The sequence below is a fragment of the Labrys sedimenti genome (assembly GCF_034424805.1).
Taxonomy (GTDB): Bacteria; Pseudomonadota; Alphaproteobacteria; order Rhizobiales; family Labraceae; genus Labrys; species Labrys sedimenti.
In genome coordinates this window covers 87,537-102,281 of the sequence record NZ_JAXOUF010000006.1, presented here as the reverse complement: position 1 = coordinate 102,281, position 14,745 = coordinate 87,537, and the positions used below count along the sequence as shown (strand labels likewise).

Here is a 14,745-nt window from a genome sequence, read left to right as displayed (position 1 = left end):
ACGTTGCGTACCCCCTCTCAAACGAAGTATTCGTTCCCTTGCAGGCCCCGGCGCGCCTGAAACAATCAGGCCCGCCGGCGTACCATATCGAGGAACTTCGACAGGCTGGGGCTCGGTTCATCCGCGCGACGCGCAAGGTAGAGCGGCGCCGTCAACCGCGTCGTGTCGTCAAGGCGCCGATAGACGATGCCGTTCGTCTCCAGTTTCGCCATCGAAGCCGGCACGATCGAGAGGCCAAGACCGGCCGAGACCAGGCTCAGCGTCGAGACCATGCGCGGCGTTTCCTGGCCCACCATCGGGCTGAAACCGGCGGCACGGCAGGCCGCGATGATGTCGTCATAGAGGCCCGGGCCGGAGGGGCGGCGATTGAGCACGAAGGTCTCGTTTGCCAGCGCAGCGAGCGACAGGCGTTGCCGCCGCAGGGAAACGGCGGCAAGCGGATGGTGGTCCGGCAAGGCAACCAGCATCTCCTCGACATGGAGGGGTTCGACGATGAGCCCGTCGGGCCTCGCGGCAGGAGCGCGAACGAAGGCCGCGTCCAGCCGATCGGCGCGCAGCAGTTCGATGAGATCGCCCGTGCTGCCCTCCTCCAGTGAGAGGGCGATGCCGGGCGCCGCATCGCGCAATCCGCGCACGACGGCGGAGACCAGCGGGTGGAAGGCAGCCGAGGTCGTATAGCCGACCGCAAGCCTGCCCTGTTCGCCGCGCGCCGCCCTCCTGGCGGCCTCCAGGGCCGCATCGACATCCTGCAGGACGAGCCGGGCCCGCTCGACCAGCACCCGCCCCGGCTCGGTCAATCGGACACCGCGGGGCAGGCGCTGGAACAGAGGCGCGCCGACCGCACGCTCAAGCACGCGGATCTGCTGGCTGAGCGGCGGCTGCTGGATTCCGAGCCGCTCGGCCGCCCGTGTCACATGCCCCTCATCCGCGACGGCCACGGCATAGCGAAGATGGCGCAGTTCGATCATATCATATCCTACAGATATGGATATTGCCTTTATCATATATTGGACATGATGGATCGGGAAGCCTAGCCTCGCAAAGAATTCTCGAAGCAAGGCCCGCATCATGGACGCAGCAAGCTCTTCCCTCCCACTGGAGAGGAAATCCCCCGACATTGCCGACCTCTTCGGCGGCTTCCTCACTCTGGGCCTGATCGGCTTCGGCGGTGTGCTGCCGCTGGCGCGCCGCATGGTGGTGGAAGAACGCGGCTGGCTGAGTGCGCAGGAATTCGCCGACCTGCTGGGCCTGTGCCAATTCCTGCCGGGCGGCAACATCATCAACATGTCCGTTGCCATCGGCCTACGCTTCCGCGGTGTCGCCGGCGCCTGCGCCGCCCTCCTCGGTTTGATCGCCGCCCCGACAGCCATCGTCATCGGTCTTGGCGTGCTCTATGACCGCTTCCACGCCGACCCGCATATCCAACACCTCTTTGCAGGGCTTTCGGCGGCTGCGGCGGGGCTTCTCATTTCGATGGCGATCAAGGTCGCGCGTCCGCTACGGCGCGATCCCGCCGGCATCGTGATCGCCTGTGCCTGTTTCCTGGCTATCGCCGTCCTGCGCCTGCCTCTGCTGGCGACCATGCTGGTCCTGGCGCCCCTCGGCATTTTCCTGGCCTGGAGGAAAGCGTGATGGCGTCGACCCTGCTGGCCCTTGCCTTGATCTTCACGGAGCTTTCGCTGCTTGCCTTTGGTGGCGGCAATACCATCCTGCCCGAAATGCACCGGCAGGTGGTCGATATGCATCACTGGATGTCGGCACAGCAATTCAGTGCGATGTTTGCCCTGGCACAGGCTGCCCCCGGCCCGAACATGATGATCGTGCCGCTGGTGGGCTGGCATGTCGCGGGACTACCGGGCGTGCTGGTGACCTCGCTCGCCAAGTTCGGCCCCTCCTCCCTCATCACCGGTGTCGCCGTCAGGCTCTGGGACCGCTTCCGTGACCGGCCCTGGCGACAGAAGGTACAGGCGGGGCTGCTGCCGATGACGGTGGGGCTGGTTACGGCGAGTGCCGCGGTGATCGCCGAAGCCTCCGCCGAAACCTGGCTGCTGGCCGGTATCATCGCCGTCTCCGCCTTTCTCACCGCGACGACCCGCATCCATCCATTGCTGGTGCTGGCGGGGGGCGCCGCGATCGGTCTGAGCGGGCTTGCCCAGTTCTGAGGCGAGGACGACGAAAAGGATTTTCGACCATGACGACGCCGGCATCCGATACGCTCGATCCACTGCTGCGCGATCTCCTGGCCTGGCTGTCGCGCAGCGACCGCCCCTATGCCGAGGTCATGGATGCCTGGCGGACATCCTGTCCACGCCTGCCGGTGTGGGAGGAGGCCAATGATCGGGGCTTCGTTTCCCGCGGCTGGATCGATGGCACTGCCATGGTCGGCCTGACCGAAGCGGGTCAGCGGTTCCTGAAGCAAGCAGATGAAGTTCGACCCATGACGGGTCTCAAAAGCTAGCCCAAGGCAACGCCGCGACCTTCCAGGAAAGACAGCAGCCAAGGCTCGCCCAGAAACACTTCGGCCTCGAAACCGGCCTGCCTTGCGCCTTCGACATTGGCGGGCAGGTCGTCGAAGAAGATAGAGTTGGCAGGATCGATGCCGGCCTTCTCGGCTACCACCTGGAAGGCACGCAGCGAGGGCTTCTCATGTCCGATCTCATGGCTGAGATAGGGCTCGAAACCGGCGAGCACGCCGCCCGATTCCTTCAGTACGAAGTCCCAATGCTCCTGATTGGTGTTGGAGAAGATCATCACCCGATTGCGCCTCGCCAGGCGTTCCATGACGGCGAGCATCGACGGATTGACGGCGAGATGGCAGCTCCAATCCTCGACGAAAACATCCCAGGACGCCCGATATCCACCAGCTTCCGCCAATTGCTGGTGAAACAGGCGGATCGGCGTTCCCGTGCCCCAGCGCGATTGCCGAAACAGGCTCACGACCTCCTCGGGTGTCCAAGAGGGGCGGCAGCGCGACGCAAGGCGCTCGAACAGCACGGCATTGTCGTGCTCGACCACGACACCGCCGAGATCGAAGACGAGCGCTTGGAAAGGCGATGACGACATGACGCTTCCTGCTTTCAACCGAATCCAACGCAAGGGCTATGAAAGCATTGCGGCACCGATAGGTTCATCGGCACCGCTCGACTAACTTTGCCTCCTGTATACAAGCGGAGACTTCATTCTCCTTTCAAGGCAACGGCTGGTGAAGGCGCCACCTCCCGTTCGGCCTTGCGTATTGTCTGTGTCTGTCCGGATCCAAAGATGAGGTAGCTGAGAATGGCCAGCACGATCACGCCGATTCCGCCATAGAGCATCACCAACTCGAAGCCGTCGACCAGCGCAGCGTGGACCAGGGTGCCGGACGGATCCGCCCCGGCGAGTTTCGGCATGTCCTGGCTCAGGCTTGCGAGATTGCCGGCGGCAACCTTCTCCGCCAATGCCCGCAGTTCCTCGGTTCCCAGCGCCACCCCAAGGCTCGCCTGCAGCGAGGCCCGGATGCCTTCGACCAGGACAAGGCCCATCACCGCGATATTGATGGCAAGGGTGATCAGGCGGGCACTGATATCGATACCGGAGGCCATGCCCGCCCTGTCCGCCGACACCGAAGCGGTGGTGGTGTTAGTGGTGGGCGTCGAGGTGATGCCGATGCCGAGGCCCGCGATCAGAAGGCCCGGCAGCAGGGTCAGCCAATTGGCGCCCTCGACACCGGCACCGATCTTCATGGCGATGAACCCGACACCAATCGTCATCAGGCCGAGCGGAATGGCGATGCGGGCCTGATAGCGCCGACGCAGGGCCTCGCCGAGCGGCGGGCCGACCATGAAGGGCAATGTATAGGCCAGGAGCAGCAGGCCCGCCTGCGTCGCGTCATAACCAAAACCGCTCGAGACATAGATCGGCAGATAGATGATGAAGGGCCAATAGCTGAAATTCATGCCGATACAGCCCATGATCGCGCCCGAAAACTGGCGGATACGAAACACCGAGAAATCGAACATCGGATGCGGACTGACCTTTTCGGCCGCCAGAAACGCAACGAAGGCGACGATGGCCACTGCGGCGACGCCCCAGCGCATGGCCGGTGCCAGGTCGGCTCCCTGGGTGATCAGATAGGAGAAGCCGAACACGGCCAGGGACAGCGTGACGATGCCGGCCAAATCGATGCGCTTTGCCTGAGGATCGCACGACTCCCGGACCCCGATACCGATGAGAAGCAGCGCCACGACCGCAAGCGGCACATGGATGAGGAACACCCACTGCCAGTTGGAAAGCGAGACGATCAGGCCGCCGATCAGTGGCCCGAAACCGAGGCCGACACCCGAGACGATGCCCCAGGCCGTAAAGGCCCGGCCACGCTCGGCGCCCTCCTGGAACTGGTGCGAGAGCACCGCCACCGTGCATAGCAACATCGCCCCGCCCGCCAGGCCCTGCAGGAAGCGGGCGATGATCAGCACCAGCGCCCCCTGTGCGAGGCCGCAGATCAGCGAGGCCAGCGCGAAAGCGATAGTGGTGATGATCATCACCCGCTTGCGGCCGAAGCGATCGGCAAGGGTGCCGGTTGCCATCAGGACCGTGGTGCAGGCGATCGTATAAGCATTCATGATCCACTGCAGATCCATGAAATCGGCCTTCAGCGCGGTTTCGAGGGTCGGCAGGATGACCGGCACGCTGGAAATCTCCAGCCCGAACAAGAGGGAAGCGAGACATACGCCCGCCAATGCGACAGCATTGCGCCCTGTCTGAAAAGTCATGATCGAACAACCTGGTCCGGGGCCGACGGCGATGGCCGCGCAGTCCTCCCCCGGCTCTTGAAAAAGACGGTTGTCCTCACATAGAAGATGACCGATCATATAAAAAGACGATCATCATCTATTTCAGAAATGACAAAATGGTATTGATGCAATGACGACGCTGGATGTTGATGCCGTCAAGGCGTTCGTGATGGTGGCCGACCTGCAGAGTTTCACCCGGGCCGCCGAGGCGCTGGCCAGCACGCAGGCGACCATCAGCGTCAAGCTGCGGCGCCTGGAGGAGAAGCTCGGCGCAAGGCTGATCGAGCGCACGCCGCGGCGAGTGCGCCTGTCGCCGCGCGGCGCCGCCTTCCTGCCCGCCGCACGCGACTTCATCGCCGCCCATGAACGGGCGATCGCGGAGTTCGCTTCGGCGCCCTGCCGGCTCTCGCTCGGCTTCGTCGATCATGTCGCCGGCCCCGAACTGCCGGCCCTGTTGGCGCAGCTCAACGCCCACGACCCGACGCTCACTTTGAAGGTGAAGATCGACACCACCACCATGCTGATGGCCGCTCTCGACGAAGGCGGGCTCGACGCCGTCATCGTTCACAACGAGGACGATCGACGGCCGGGCACACCGCTTTCGGCGACCCATTACGGATGGTACGCCTCGCCCGGCTTCGAATGGCGGCGTGAAGATCCCTTGCCGCTCGCCATGTTGAGCATGTGCGAGACCTGCCCCGATCGCCTGCGCTCCACAAAGGCTCTCGAACAGGCAGGCCTTGCCTGGAGCGAGACCTTCGTCGGCGGCGGCGGCTCGGCCCTCAACCTTGCCGTTTCCGCCGGCGTCGCGGTTGCGGCCCTCGCCCACCGCGTCGCCCCGCCCGGCGTGATCGAAGTCAGCGCCAAGCTCGGCCTGCCTCCCTTGCCGCCCTCGCAAATCATCCTGCATTGCAACGCCCTGTCGCCGCGGGCGCGGGATGCCCTGCGCATCCTCACCACGGCCTTCCGGGAACACCGGACGACCTGAGACACGGAGCAAGCATCATTCTTCTTCCTGCAGGCTCGAGAGCGGCAGCCCTTCGAAGCGCTTCAGCGTGTCCAGCACGATCGAGGTCTTCACGTGCTGCACGGAATCATGGGGCAGCAGCACCTCGTTGACGAAGCGTGACAGGCCGGCGAGGCCACGCGTAGCCACCTTGAGGTGGTAATCCATCTCGCCGGTGAGAGCATAGGCCTCCAGCACCTCGGGCAGATCGTTGACCAGCTGGGCGAATTTACGGGCATTGTCGCGATTGTGGGTGGCGAGCGTCACGGAGATCACCACCAGGAGGTCGAGCCCGACCTTGTGCGGATCGAGGCTGGCCTGGTAGCCGCAGATCACCCCCGACGCCTCCAGGCGGGAGCGCCGGCGCGAGCATTGCGAAGCCGATAGCGCGATCTTCTCCGATAGCTCGATATTGGTCAGGCGGCCGTCACGCTGCAGCTCCCGCAGGATTCGGAGATCATAGGCATCGAGATCGATCATTGCATCAATCCGAGGTTTCATGCGCGTTTCGTGCATAGATTTGCCGTGAGCCATCAAGAATGCAAGCACATTGCGCGATGATGCTGGCAGAATCCCTCTCAATGCGGAGGGCGTCTGGCCGCCCTTCTGACAATCAGGAGGAAATTATGGGTCCCTTCCCGCACGATGCACCGCCGGCGGCGATCACGCCCGACAATCCCGCAGGAACAGACGGATTCGAATTCGTCGAATTCGCCCATCCCGAGCCCGCCAAGCTCCAGGCGCTGTTCACCAGCATGGGCTATGTGCCGGTTGCCACCCACAAGACCAAGGACATCACGGTCTGGCGCCAGGGCGACATCAACTATATCGTCAATGCCGAACCCGGCAGCCACGCCATGCGCTTCGTCGAAACCCATGGCCCCTGCGCCCCTTCCATGGCCTGGCGCGTGGTCGACGCCAAGCATGCCTTCGAGCATGCGGTAACCCGGGGCGCCACGCCCTATGAAGGCGATGACAAAACACTGGATGTGCCGGCCATCGTCGGCATTGGCGGTTCCCTGCTCTATTTCATCGACGCCTATGGCGAAAAAGGCTCGGCCTACGCCCGGGAATTCGACTGGCTGGGCGAGCACGATCCAAAGCCGGCCGGTGTCGGCTTCTATTATCTCGACCACCTCACCCACAATGTCTATCGCGGCAACATGGACAAATGGTGGGCCTTCTACCGCGAGCTTTTCGGCTTCAAGCAGATCCACTTCTTCAACATTGACGGCCGCATCACCGGCCTCGTCAGCCGGGCCATCACCTCGCCCTGCGGCAAGATCCGCATCCCGCTCAACGAGTCCAAAGACGACACCAGCCAGATCGAGGAATTCCTCAAGAAGTATCACGGCGAAGGCATCCAGCACATCGCCGTCGGGACCGAGGGCATCTATGACGCGGTCGACAGACTGGCTGCCAATGGCTTGAAATTCATGCCGGGCCCGCCCGATACCTATTACGAGCGCTCCCATGCCAGGGTGAATGGCCATGACGAGCCGATCGGACGCATGAAGAAGCATGGCATCCTGATTGATGGCGAAGGCGTACAGGACGGCGGCATGACCAAGATCCTCCTGCAGATCTTCTCCAAGACGGTGATCGGCCCGATCTTCTTCGAATTCATCCAGCGCAAGGGCGACGAAGGCTTCGGCGAGGGCAATTTCCGCGCCTTGTTCGAGTCGATCGAAGAGGACCAGATCCGGCGCGGCGCCCTGGCTGCCGAGTAGCCACCTTCAGAAGCATGAAGAAGAAGCCGACGCCATCGCGGCGTCGGCAGTGTTGTCTACGCCGTCAGCCCGCAACGGCGGCGAGGCCTGCCTCGGCATCGGATTCGAAGCGATCCCCAACCGCAAGGCCGTGCGACTTTGCAAAGCTGGCCGCCGATTGCTTTTGCCCGGCATCATTGCGGATGGTGGCAATCTCGATCAGTCCGCCCTGCACCGCGATCGCAATGGCCTGCTCGCCGATAGCAGCGATCTCTCCCGGCTTCCCGCCGACATCACCGAAACGGCGCACCGGCCGCAGGACGCTGCCGAACAGGCGGACCTTCCTGCCCTGCACCATCGTCCAGGCGCCGGGGGCCGGATCACAGCCCCGGATGAGATTGTGGATGGCCTCGGCATGGGCGCTCCAGTTGATCCTGGCCTCGGCCTCCCGGCACCAGCCCTCATAGGAAGCGAGGCGTTCGTCCTGGACATGCTCGGAATGATGCCCGGCCACCACCAGATCCGCAGCCTCGAGCATTGCCTCGACGCCGAGCGGGAACAAATGGTCGAAATAGACGGTGCCGAGCGTGTCGTTCGGGCCGATCGCCACGGTCTTCTGCAGGATCACCGGCCCTTCGTCGAGCCCATCCGTCGGGCGGAAGATGGTAAGACCCGTCTGCCTGTCCCCCTTGATGATCGGCCAGTTGATCGAACTCGGGCCCCGATAGAGCGGCAGCAGGGACGGATGGTACTGGATCGTGCCGTGCTTGGGGATGTTGACGAAGGATTGCGGCGCGAATTGCAGCACATAGGCCATGACGGCGAGATCGACATCGAGCGCACGCAAGGCGCCCTCGGCCGCCGGGCTCTTGAGATTGGGCAGTTGGAACAGCTTGAGTCCCCGCTCCTCGGCGGCGAGGCGGAGCGGATCTGGCCGGGCACCCGGCTTTTCGGGAGCACAGAAGACGGCAGCGACCTCATCGCCGCGCGCCAGGAAGGCCTCCATCACGCTCTTGCCGAACGCTTGCTGGCCGATGATTACGATACGCATGATATCTCCATGAATTCAGGCAAAGAAGGTCCGCCCCCGCTCGCGCGGGGTTGGAAAATCCGTGATGTCGTCCGGGAAGTCGGTGTTCAGGCCGGCGCCAGGCACACTCGCGCGGCTTCGCCTGCGCTTCGTCTGCTTAGGGTCCTGTTCTGGTCAGACACCGGTGTTGATCCACACGGCCTTGGGCTCGGTGAAATTGTCGATGGCAGCGTCGCCATGTTCGCGGCCGAAGCCTGAATCGCGGGCTCCGCCCCAGGGCAGGCGCACATCGGTGGGACCATAGGTGTTGACCCAGACCGTGCCCGCCTTCAGCCGGCGGGTGAAGCGATGGGCGCGGCCGATATCCCCTGTCCACACACCCGCCGCCAGCCCGTAGACCGTGCCATTGGCAAGGCGGATGGCTTCTTCCTCGTCCTTGAAGGGAATGACGGCCGCGACGGGCCCGAAGATCTCCTCCTGGGAGATACGCATCTCGTGCCGGACGCCGGCAAACACGGTCGGCTCGACGAAATAGCCGGTCTTGCCATGCCTTGCGCCGCCTGCGACGACCGAAGCCCCTTCCTTGCGGCCGATGTCGATATAGTTCAACACCCGCTTCATCTGCACCTCGGAGACCAGCGGCCCCATGCTCGTGGCAGCCTCCAAGGGATCGCCGACACGGATCGAGCGGGCGCGCGCCGCCAGCCGCTCGACCATCTCGTCATAGACGCTCTCATGCACGAGAATGCGTGAGCCTGCCGAGCAGACCTGCCCGGTGTTGAAGAAGATGCCAGCGCCGGCCGCCTTGGCCGCGGCATCGAGATCGGCGTCCGGGAAGACGATGTTGGCCGACTTTCCGCCCAGTTCGAGCGTCACGCGCTTGAGATTGCCGATCGCGCCCTGCAGGATCTGGCGCCCGACCACGGGCGAGCCGGTGAAGGTGATCTTGTCGATATCCATGTGGTCGACCAGCGCTTGCCCGGCGATCTTGCCGAAACCCGGCACGACATTGAGCACACCGGCGGGGAAACCTGCCTCCAGCGCAAGCTCGCCGATCTTGAGGGCCGTGAGAGGCGTCAGTTCGGCCGGCTTGAGCACCACGGTGCAGCCACAGGCCAGGGCCGGCGCGATCTTCCACATGCCGATCATCAGTGGGAAATTCCAGGGGATGATGGCGCCGACCACCCCCAGCGGCTCGCGCACCGTATAGGTCAAGGCGTCGGTGCGGGCCGGTATGACCTGGCCGTTAATCTTGTCGGCCATGCCGGCATAATAGGTGAGCGTATCGAGGACCGCGGGCAGATCCTGGCGGCGAATGGCAGAAACCGTCTTGCCGGAATCGAGACTTTCGAGCCGCACCAGTTCGTCTTCGTCGCGGCGAATGAGATCAGCCAGCTTCAGCAGCAAGGCTCCTCTTTCGCTGGCCTTCATGCGCGACCAGCTGCCTTCGAAGGCTGCACGGGCCGAGCGCACGGCGGCGTCGACATCGCCGGCATCCGCCTCCGCCACCCGGGCAACGACCTCACCGGTTGCCGGATTCAAGGTCTCGAAACTGCGTCCGGAAGCGGCGGCGATGCGCCGGCCATCGATCAGGAGGTCATGAATGTCGCCATATACCCGTTTCAGCACGTCAAAGCTCCCATATATGTATTACAGTTCATATCTAATGCTTTGACCGACGACGAAGCTCGTCGGATGCAAGGCAGAAATCATGCTAGTTATCCAATAAAATCATGGGAATATGAAATCTTTTGCTTATAAGAGAGAGCGGAGTTATGAACGTATGATCCTATGTTGCAGCCAATATAATATGTTTTGTATTTCATATATTGAGGTCCGAGCCTCTAGGCTTGGAGCGGGAGAGGCGGCATGATCCGGATCGAGATCGAGCCCGTTTGGCGTTTTCACCGGCAGGAAGACGCGCAATCGCTCCAGGTCATGCTGGATTTCCTCGCCGAGATCCGCGCCACCGGAAAGATCACCGCCGCCGCTGATAAGGCGAATGTTTCCTATCGCCACGCCTGGAACCTGATCGAAAAATGGTCCGAGTTCTTCAGCACGCCCATCGTCGTCCGCCGGCAGGGCAGCGGCACCAGCCTCACGCCCTTCGGGGAGAAACTGGTCTGGGCGGGACAAAGGCTGGAAGCCAGGCTGGGACCGCTGCTACAGAACCTCTCGCAGGAACTGGAAACCGAGATCAACCAGATGCTGCCGCACGGGCCCCTGGTCCTGCGCATCCATGCCAGCCACGGCTTCGCCGTGCCCAAGCTGCGCAAGCTTCTCAGCCGCGAGCCGGACATCGATATCGATTTTCGTTATGTCAGCAACCAGAGCTCACTGGTTTCGCTGGTCCATGACGGCTGCGACCTTGCCGGCATGCATCTGCCGCAGGGCGAATTGCGCAAGCGCGCCATCGCCGCCAGCAAGGGCTGGCTCAACCCCAACCTGCATCGCGTGATCTCCTTCGTCACGCGCGAAGTCGGCCTGATCGTGCAGCGCGGCAATCCGCGCAGCATCGATGGGCTGGAAAGGCTGCTCGATCCCGCGATCCGTTTCGTCAACCGGGATCCGGACTCCGGTACGAGGCTCGTCTTCGAACAGCTTCTGGCCCAGCATGGCATCGATGGCAGCCGCATCAACGGCTATGAGCATTCCGAATTCACCCACGCCGCCGTCGCCGCCTATGTCGCCAGCGGTCTCGCCGACGTCGCCTTCGGGGTCGAGGCGGCCGCCCGACAATTCGGCCTCGATTTCGTGCGCCTCCTCACTGAAGACTATGTCTTCGTCTGCCACAAGCAGATCCTCGACCAGCCGGCCATGCAGCGCGTGCTGGCGGTCATGCGCGGCCAGGAATTCCACACCGCCATCTCGCAATTGCCGGGCTATCGCGTAAAGGAGGCCGGCGCGATCAAGACCATTCGCGAGGTGTTCCGCAAATCGGAGTAACATCCTTTTTTGCGAATGCCTGCGTGTCATCCTGCACAGTCCCCTCGCCGCCATCCCCCTAAAAGGGCATCAGCGAAACCGCAAAGACAGGGGAGCGCCATGACACGCAACGACATCGCCGAGACTATTTTTGCTAGTTTCCTGCTGGCACTGGCGGTTGTGCTGCTGCTCTCCTCCGGAGCGTCGGCGGCAGAGCCTTTCACCAGCGCCTATACCAACTTCGACACCGCCAAGTGCCCTCACCAGCCTGGAGGCGACGAGGAGGATTACGGCAGCTGGCGCTGCCCGGGCTATCGTGGCCTGCCGATGCGGTTTGCCGCCGGCGACCAGCGCATGTTCGTCAGCTTCGGCGAGGCCGGCGCCAACGACCTGGCTGCCAACGAAACCTTCGCGGCCTTCAACAGTGCCGATCACGGCAGGGTCGAATGGCGTCTTGCCGCCGGCGAGAGGCTGCCCTTCGCCACCATCCTGCAATGGCAGGTGATGACGGAGGCGGACCACAAGGCCGATGCCAAGGGCCCCTCGCCTGCCTCAGGCCGCGTGCTGGTCGTCACCCGGCTCGGCAAGGACGGCACCTGTCATGTCGGCTATGTCGATGCTCGCGCGAATGACGACGCAAATACACTCGCGCGCAGGATCGCCGACGAACATGCCCGCTCCTTCCGTTGCGGCCAGGATAAGCCAGTCGTGCTTGGAGCCGTTTCTCCTGGCCTGATCCTGCCCGGCAAGGCCCGCTGATCGCTCCTTTGCAGGTTGTCCCAACTATCCTTGGATATCTGCCCGGCAGGTGCTTCACCCTGCCGGCCATCCATGCAAAGCTGCCCCCACGATCGAGGCCCACGAAGATCGGGCGCTTAACGGGAACGTCAAGGGGAGACGCTGCGTGGGCTGTTCCGTCCGAGCCGCTGCCGGATTGCCGCAAGAGCGGACGGCATGAGTTACGAGTTCGAGTTCGCTGATGTCTTCGCCTACTGGCCGGAGCTTGCGGCCGGCGCCCTGCACACGCTGATACTCTCGGGGCTGGCCATGGCCATCGGCATGGTGGTGGCAGTCATAGGGGCACTCGCCAAGACCTCCGGCCCCCCTCCGCTGCGTTATGCCATCGACGCCTATATCGAGCTGATCCGCAACACTCCCTTCCTCATCCAGGTCTTCGTGATCTTTTTCGGCCTGCCCTCGCTCGGCCTGCGCCTGTCCTCGAACAGCGCGGCGCTGCTGGCGCTGGTGGTCAATGTCGGCGCCTATGGCATCGAGATCATCCGCGCCGGTATCGAGAGCATCTCCAAAGGCCAGATCGAGGCCGGCAAGTCGCTCGGCCTCAAGCCGCTGCAGATCTTTCGTCTCGTCATCCTCAAGCCGGCGATCCAGGCGATCTATCCCTCGCTGACCAGCCAGTTCATCCTGCTCATGCTCAATTCCAGCGTCTGCTCGGCCATCGCCGCCAGCGAGCTGACCGCAGCGGCCGGCGACATCCAATCGCGCACCTTCCGCAGCTTCGAGGTCTATTTCGTGGCGACCGCGATCTATCTGGCCTTGTCGATCGTGTTCTGGTGCCTGTTCGCAGGCATAGAGCGCGCCTTCCTGCGCCAGCCGAGCCGGCGATAGGGGGGCGGTATGCGTGTATTGAGCGAAGCCGACATCCTCTACATCCTGCTGGCCTTGCGCTGGACGCTGCTGCTTTCACTGGCCGCCTTCATCGGCGGCGGCATTGGCGGCCTTGTCGTCGCCTTGGCGCGAACGTCCGAGATCCGCCCCCTGCGCTGGCTGGCGATGGGCTATATCAAGCTGTTCCAGGGCACACCGCTGCTGATGCAGCTTTTCCTCGCCTTCTTCGTACCCGGCATCTTCGGCATCGACGTCAATCCCTGGACGGCGGCGGCGATCGGCCTTTCCCTTAATGCCAGCGCCTTTCTCGGCGAGATCTGGCGCGGCGCCATCGAAGTGGTGCCACCGGGCCAGAGCGAGGCGGCCCGCGCCCTCGCCCTCACCTACGTACCGCGCATGTTCAAGGTGGTCATTCCCCAGGCGGTGCGTATCGCCATTCCGCCGACCATCGGTTTCCTGGTGCAACTCATCAAGGGCACCTCGCTCGCCTCGATCATCGGCTTCGTCGAGATCACCCGCGCGGCCCAGATCATCAACAATGCGGCCTTCAGGCCCTTCACCATCTTCGGCCTGGTCGCGCTCGCCTATTTCCTGGTGTGCTGGCCGCTGTCGCTCTGGAGCCGCGCCATGGAGCGGCGGCTGACCGTCGCCAGACGCTGAGAATTTCGATCAAGGAGAGGAAACGATGATGGCTTCGACATATCCGATTTCGCGCCGACGGCTGGGCCTGTATCTGGCCGCCGGCATGGCCGCCCTGGCCCTGCCTCTCGCGGCCGGGCCTGCCTCCGCCGCCACGCCCGATGAAATCAAGGCGCGCGGCAAGCTGATCGTCGGTGTCCTCACCGACTACCCGCCCTTCGGCGGCACCGACACCGAACAGAAGCCGGCCGGCTATGATGCCGATGTCGCCGCCCTGATGGCCAAGAAGCTCGGAGTCTCGCTGGAACTGGTGCCGGTGACCGGCCCCAACCGCATCCCCTATCTGCTCACCAACAAGGTCGACCTACTCATCGCCACTTTCGGCATCACGCCCGAACGCATGAAGCAGGTGCTGTTCTCCAATCCCTACAGCACGTTGACCACCTATATCATGGGCCCTAAGGACCTGAAGGTGACCAAGCCCGAAGATCTCGTGGGTGTCACCGTGGGCGTGGCGCGTGCCTCGACACAGGACATCACCGTCTCGCAGATCGCGCCATCGGGCACCCAGATCATGCGCTTCGACGACGACGCCACCACCACCCAGGCCCTGATCTCGGGGCAGGTGCAGTCGATCGGTGCCTCCAACACCGTACTCGCCCAGCTCACCAAGGACTATGCCAGCCTCGGCATCGAGGCCAAGTTCAAGATGAAGGAACAGGCCAACGGCATGGCCTTCCGCAAAGCCGATACCGCATTGCAGGAATGGTGCAACGGCTTTATCGGCGAGATCGTCGCCGACGGGCAACTCAGCCAGATCAACCAGAAATGGTTCGGCTCTCCCCTGGCCCCCCTGCCGCCCATGCCGAAATTCTGATGACGCTGCGTCACCGGCGAAGACCGCATCTAGCGGTTTTCAGGCCAAGATCGTCCAGCAGACGGCCTGAAGAAGCCGTTGAGGAAACGGGTAGAGTTGGTATAGGCAACGGAAGTCTCGGCGATCCCTCCTCGATCGTCGCATAAGGAGGCCTGCCCCGG

16 protein-coding genes are annotated in these 14,745 nt (G+C 63.4%); 10 read left to right on the top strand and 6 right to left on the bottom strand.

What is annotated here, in order from left to right; translation table 11 throughout:
- Positions 1–65: 65 nt before the first annotated feature.
- The gene (locus tag U1R88_RS19200) at positions 66–968 is read right to left on the bottom strand and encodes a LysR family transcriptional regulator (RefSeq protein ID WP_322432694.1); all 903 of its coding nucleotides are present in this window, start codon (positions 966–968) and stop codon (positions 66–68) included.
- A 100-nt stretch (positions 969–1,068) separates the two neighbouring features.
- On the opposite strand from U1R88_RS19200, the gene U1R88_RS19195 reads away from it, so the two are divergent.
- The 3 genes from U1R88_RS19195 to U1R88_RS19185 are packed head-to-tail and all read left to right on the top strand — an operon-like array spanning position 1,069 to position 2,458.
- Complete coding sequence (locus tag U1R88_RS19195; RefSeq protein ID WP_322432693.1) at positions 1,069–1,632, top strand: chromate transporter; 564 nt, start codon at positions 1,069–1,071, stop codon at positions 1,630–1,632.
- Positions 1,632–2,162 carry a chromate transporter gene (locus U1R88_RS19190; protein ID WP_322432692.1) on the top strand — a complete coding sequence of 177 codons (531 nt, stop codon included), beginning with the start codon at positions 1,632–1,634 and terminating at the stop codon, positions 2,160–2,162. Before U1R88_RS19195 ends, U1R88_RS19190 begins: the two co-directional genes overlap by 1 nt.
- Before the next feature lie 29 nt (positions 2,163–2,191).
- Positions 2,192–2,458 carry a hypothetical protein gene (locus U1R88_RS19185; protein WP_322432691.1) on the top strand — a complete coding sequence of 89 codons (267 nt, stop codon included), beginning with the start codon at positions 2,192–2,194 and terminating at the stop codon, positions 2,456–2,458.
- Here the strand turns inward: U1R88_RS19185 and U1R88_RS19180 are convergent.
- The gene (locus U1R88_RS19180; RefSeq protein WP_322432690.1) at positions 2,455–3,063 is read right to left on the bottom strand and encodes an HAD-IA family hydrolase; all 609 of its coding nucleotides are present in this window, start codon (positions 3,061–3,063) and stop codon (positions 2,455–2,457) included. The two genes, U1R88_RS19185 and U1R88_RS19180, sit on opposite strands and share 4 nt — an antisense overlap.
- Before the next feature lie 113 nt (positions 3,064–3,176).
- Positions 3,177–4,751: an MFS transporter gene (locus U1R88_RS19175; RefSeq protein WP_322432689.1), complete on the bottom strand. Its 1,575-nt coding sequence runs from the start codon at positions 4,749–4,751 to the stop codon at positions 3,177–3,179.
- A 151-nt stretch (positions 4,752–4,902) separates the two neighbouring features.
- On the opposite strand from U1R88_RS19175, the gene U1R88_RS19170 reads away from it, so the two are divergent.
- Positions 4,903–5,760, top strand: a complete 858-nt coding sequence (locus U1R88_RS19170) for a LysR family transcriptional regulator (protein WP_322432688.1) — start codon at positions 4,903–4,905, stop codon at positions 5,758–5,760.
- Between the two features lie 15 nt (positions 5,761–5,775).
- Here the strand turns inward: U1R88_RS19170 and U1R88_RS19165 are convergent, their stop codons facing one another.
- Entirely contained in the window at positions 5,776–6,258 is a 483-nt protein-coding gene (locus U1R88_RS19165; RefSeq protein ID WP_156771619.1) for an Lrp/AsnC family transcriptional regulator, read from the bottom strand.
- A 146-nt stretch (positions 6,259–6,404) separates the two neighbouring features.
- On the opposite strand from U1R88_RS19165, the gene hppD reads away from it, so the two are divergent.
- Positions 6,405–7,508, top strand: coding sequence for a 4-hydroxyphenylpyruvate dioxygenase (hppD, locus tag U1R88_RS19160; protein WP_322432687.1), 1,104 nt, complete (start codon positions 6,405–6,407; stop codon positions 7,506–7,508).
- Between the two features lie 64 nt (positions 7,509–7,572).
- Here the strand turns inward: hppD and U1R88_RS19155 are convergent, their stop codons facing one another.
- The gene (locus U1R88_RS19155; RefSeq protein WP_322432686.1) at positions 7,573–8,538 is read right to left on the bottom strand and encodes a methionyl-tRNA formyltransferase; all 966 of its coding nucleotides are present in this window, start codon (positions 8,536–8,538) and stop codon (positions 7,573–7,575) included.
- A gap of 153 nt (positions 8,539–8,691) precedes the next feature.
- The gene (locus U1R88_RS19150; RefSeq protein ID WP_322432685.1) at positions 8,692–10,146 is read right to left on the bottom strand and encodes an aldehyde dehydrogenase family protein; all 1,455 of its coding nucleotides are present in this window, start codon (positions 10,144–10,146) and stop codon (positions 8,692–8,694) included.
- A gap of 240 nt (positions 10,147–10,386) precedes the next feature.
- Between U1R88_RS19150 and U1R88_RS19145 the strand changes: the two genes are divergently transcribed.
- From U1R88_RS19145 to U1R88_RS19125, 5 genes are all read left to right on the top strand, one after another.
- Positions 10,387–11,463: a substrate-binding domain-containing protein gene (locus U1R88_RS19145; RefSeq protein ID WP_322432684.1), complete on the top strand. Its 1,077-nt coding sequence runs from the start codon at positions 10,387–10,389 to the stop codon at positions 11,461–11,463.
- Between the two features lie 99 nt (positions 11,464–11,562).
- Positions 11,563–12,201: a hypothetical protein gene (locus tag U1R88_RS19140; RefSeq protein ID WP_322432683.1), complete on the top strand. Its 639-nt coding sequence runs from the start codon at positions 11,563–11,565 to the stop codon at positions 12,199–12,201.
- A 195-nt stretch (positions 12,202–12,396) separates the two neighbouring features.
- Positions 12,397–13,068: an amino acid ABC transporter permease gene (locus U1R88_RS19135; protein WP_068291510.1), complete on the top strand. Its 672-nt coding sequence runs from the start codon at positions 12,397–12,399 to the stop codon at positions 13,066–13,068.
- A 9-nt stretch (positions 13,069–13,077) separates the two neighbouring features.
- The gene (locus U1R88_RS19130; protein ID WP_068291509.1) at positions 13,078–13,728 is read left to right on the top strand and encodes an amino acid ABC transporter permease; all 651 of its coding nucleotides are present in this window, start codon (positions 13,078–13,080) and stop codon (positions 13,726–13,728) included.
- A gap of 25 nt (positions 13,729–13,753) precedes the next feature.
- The gene (locus U1R88_RS19125) at positions 13,754–14,584 is read left to right on the top strand and encodes a transporter substrate-binding domain-containing protein (protein ID WP_068291507.1); all 831 of its coding nucleotides are present in this window, start codon (positions 13,754–13,756) and stop codon (positions 14,582–14,584) included.
- Positions 14,585–14,745: the final 161 nt, after the last annotated feature.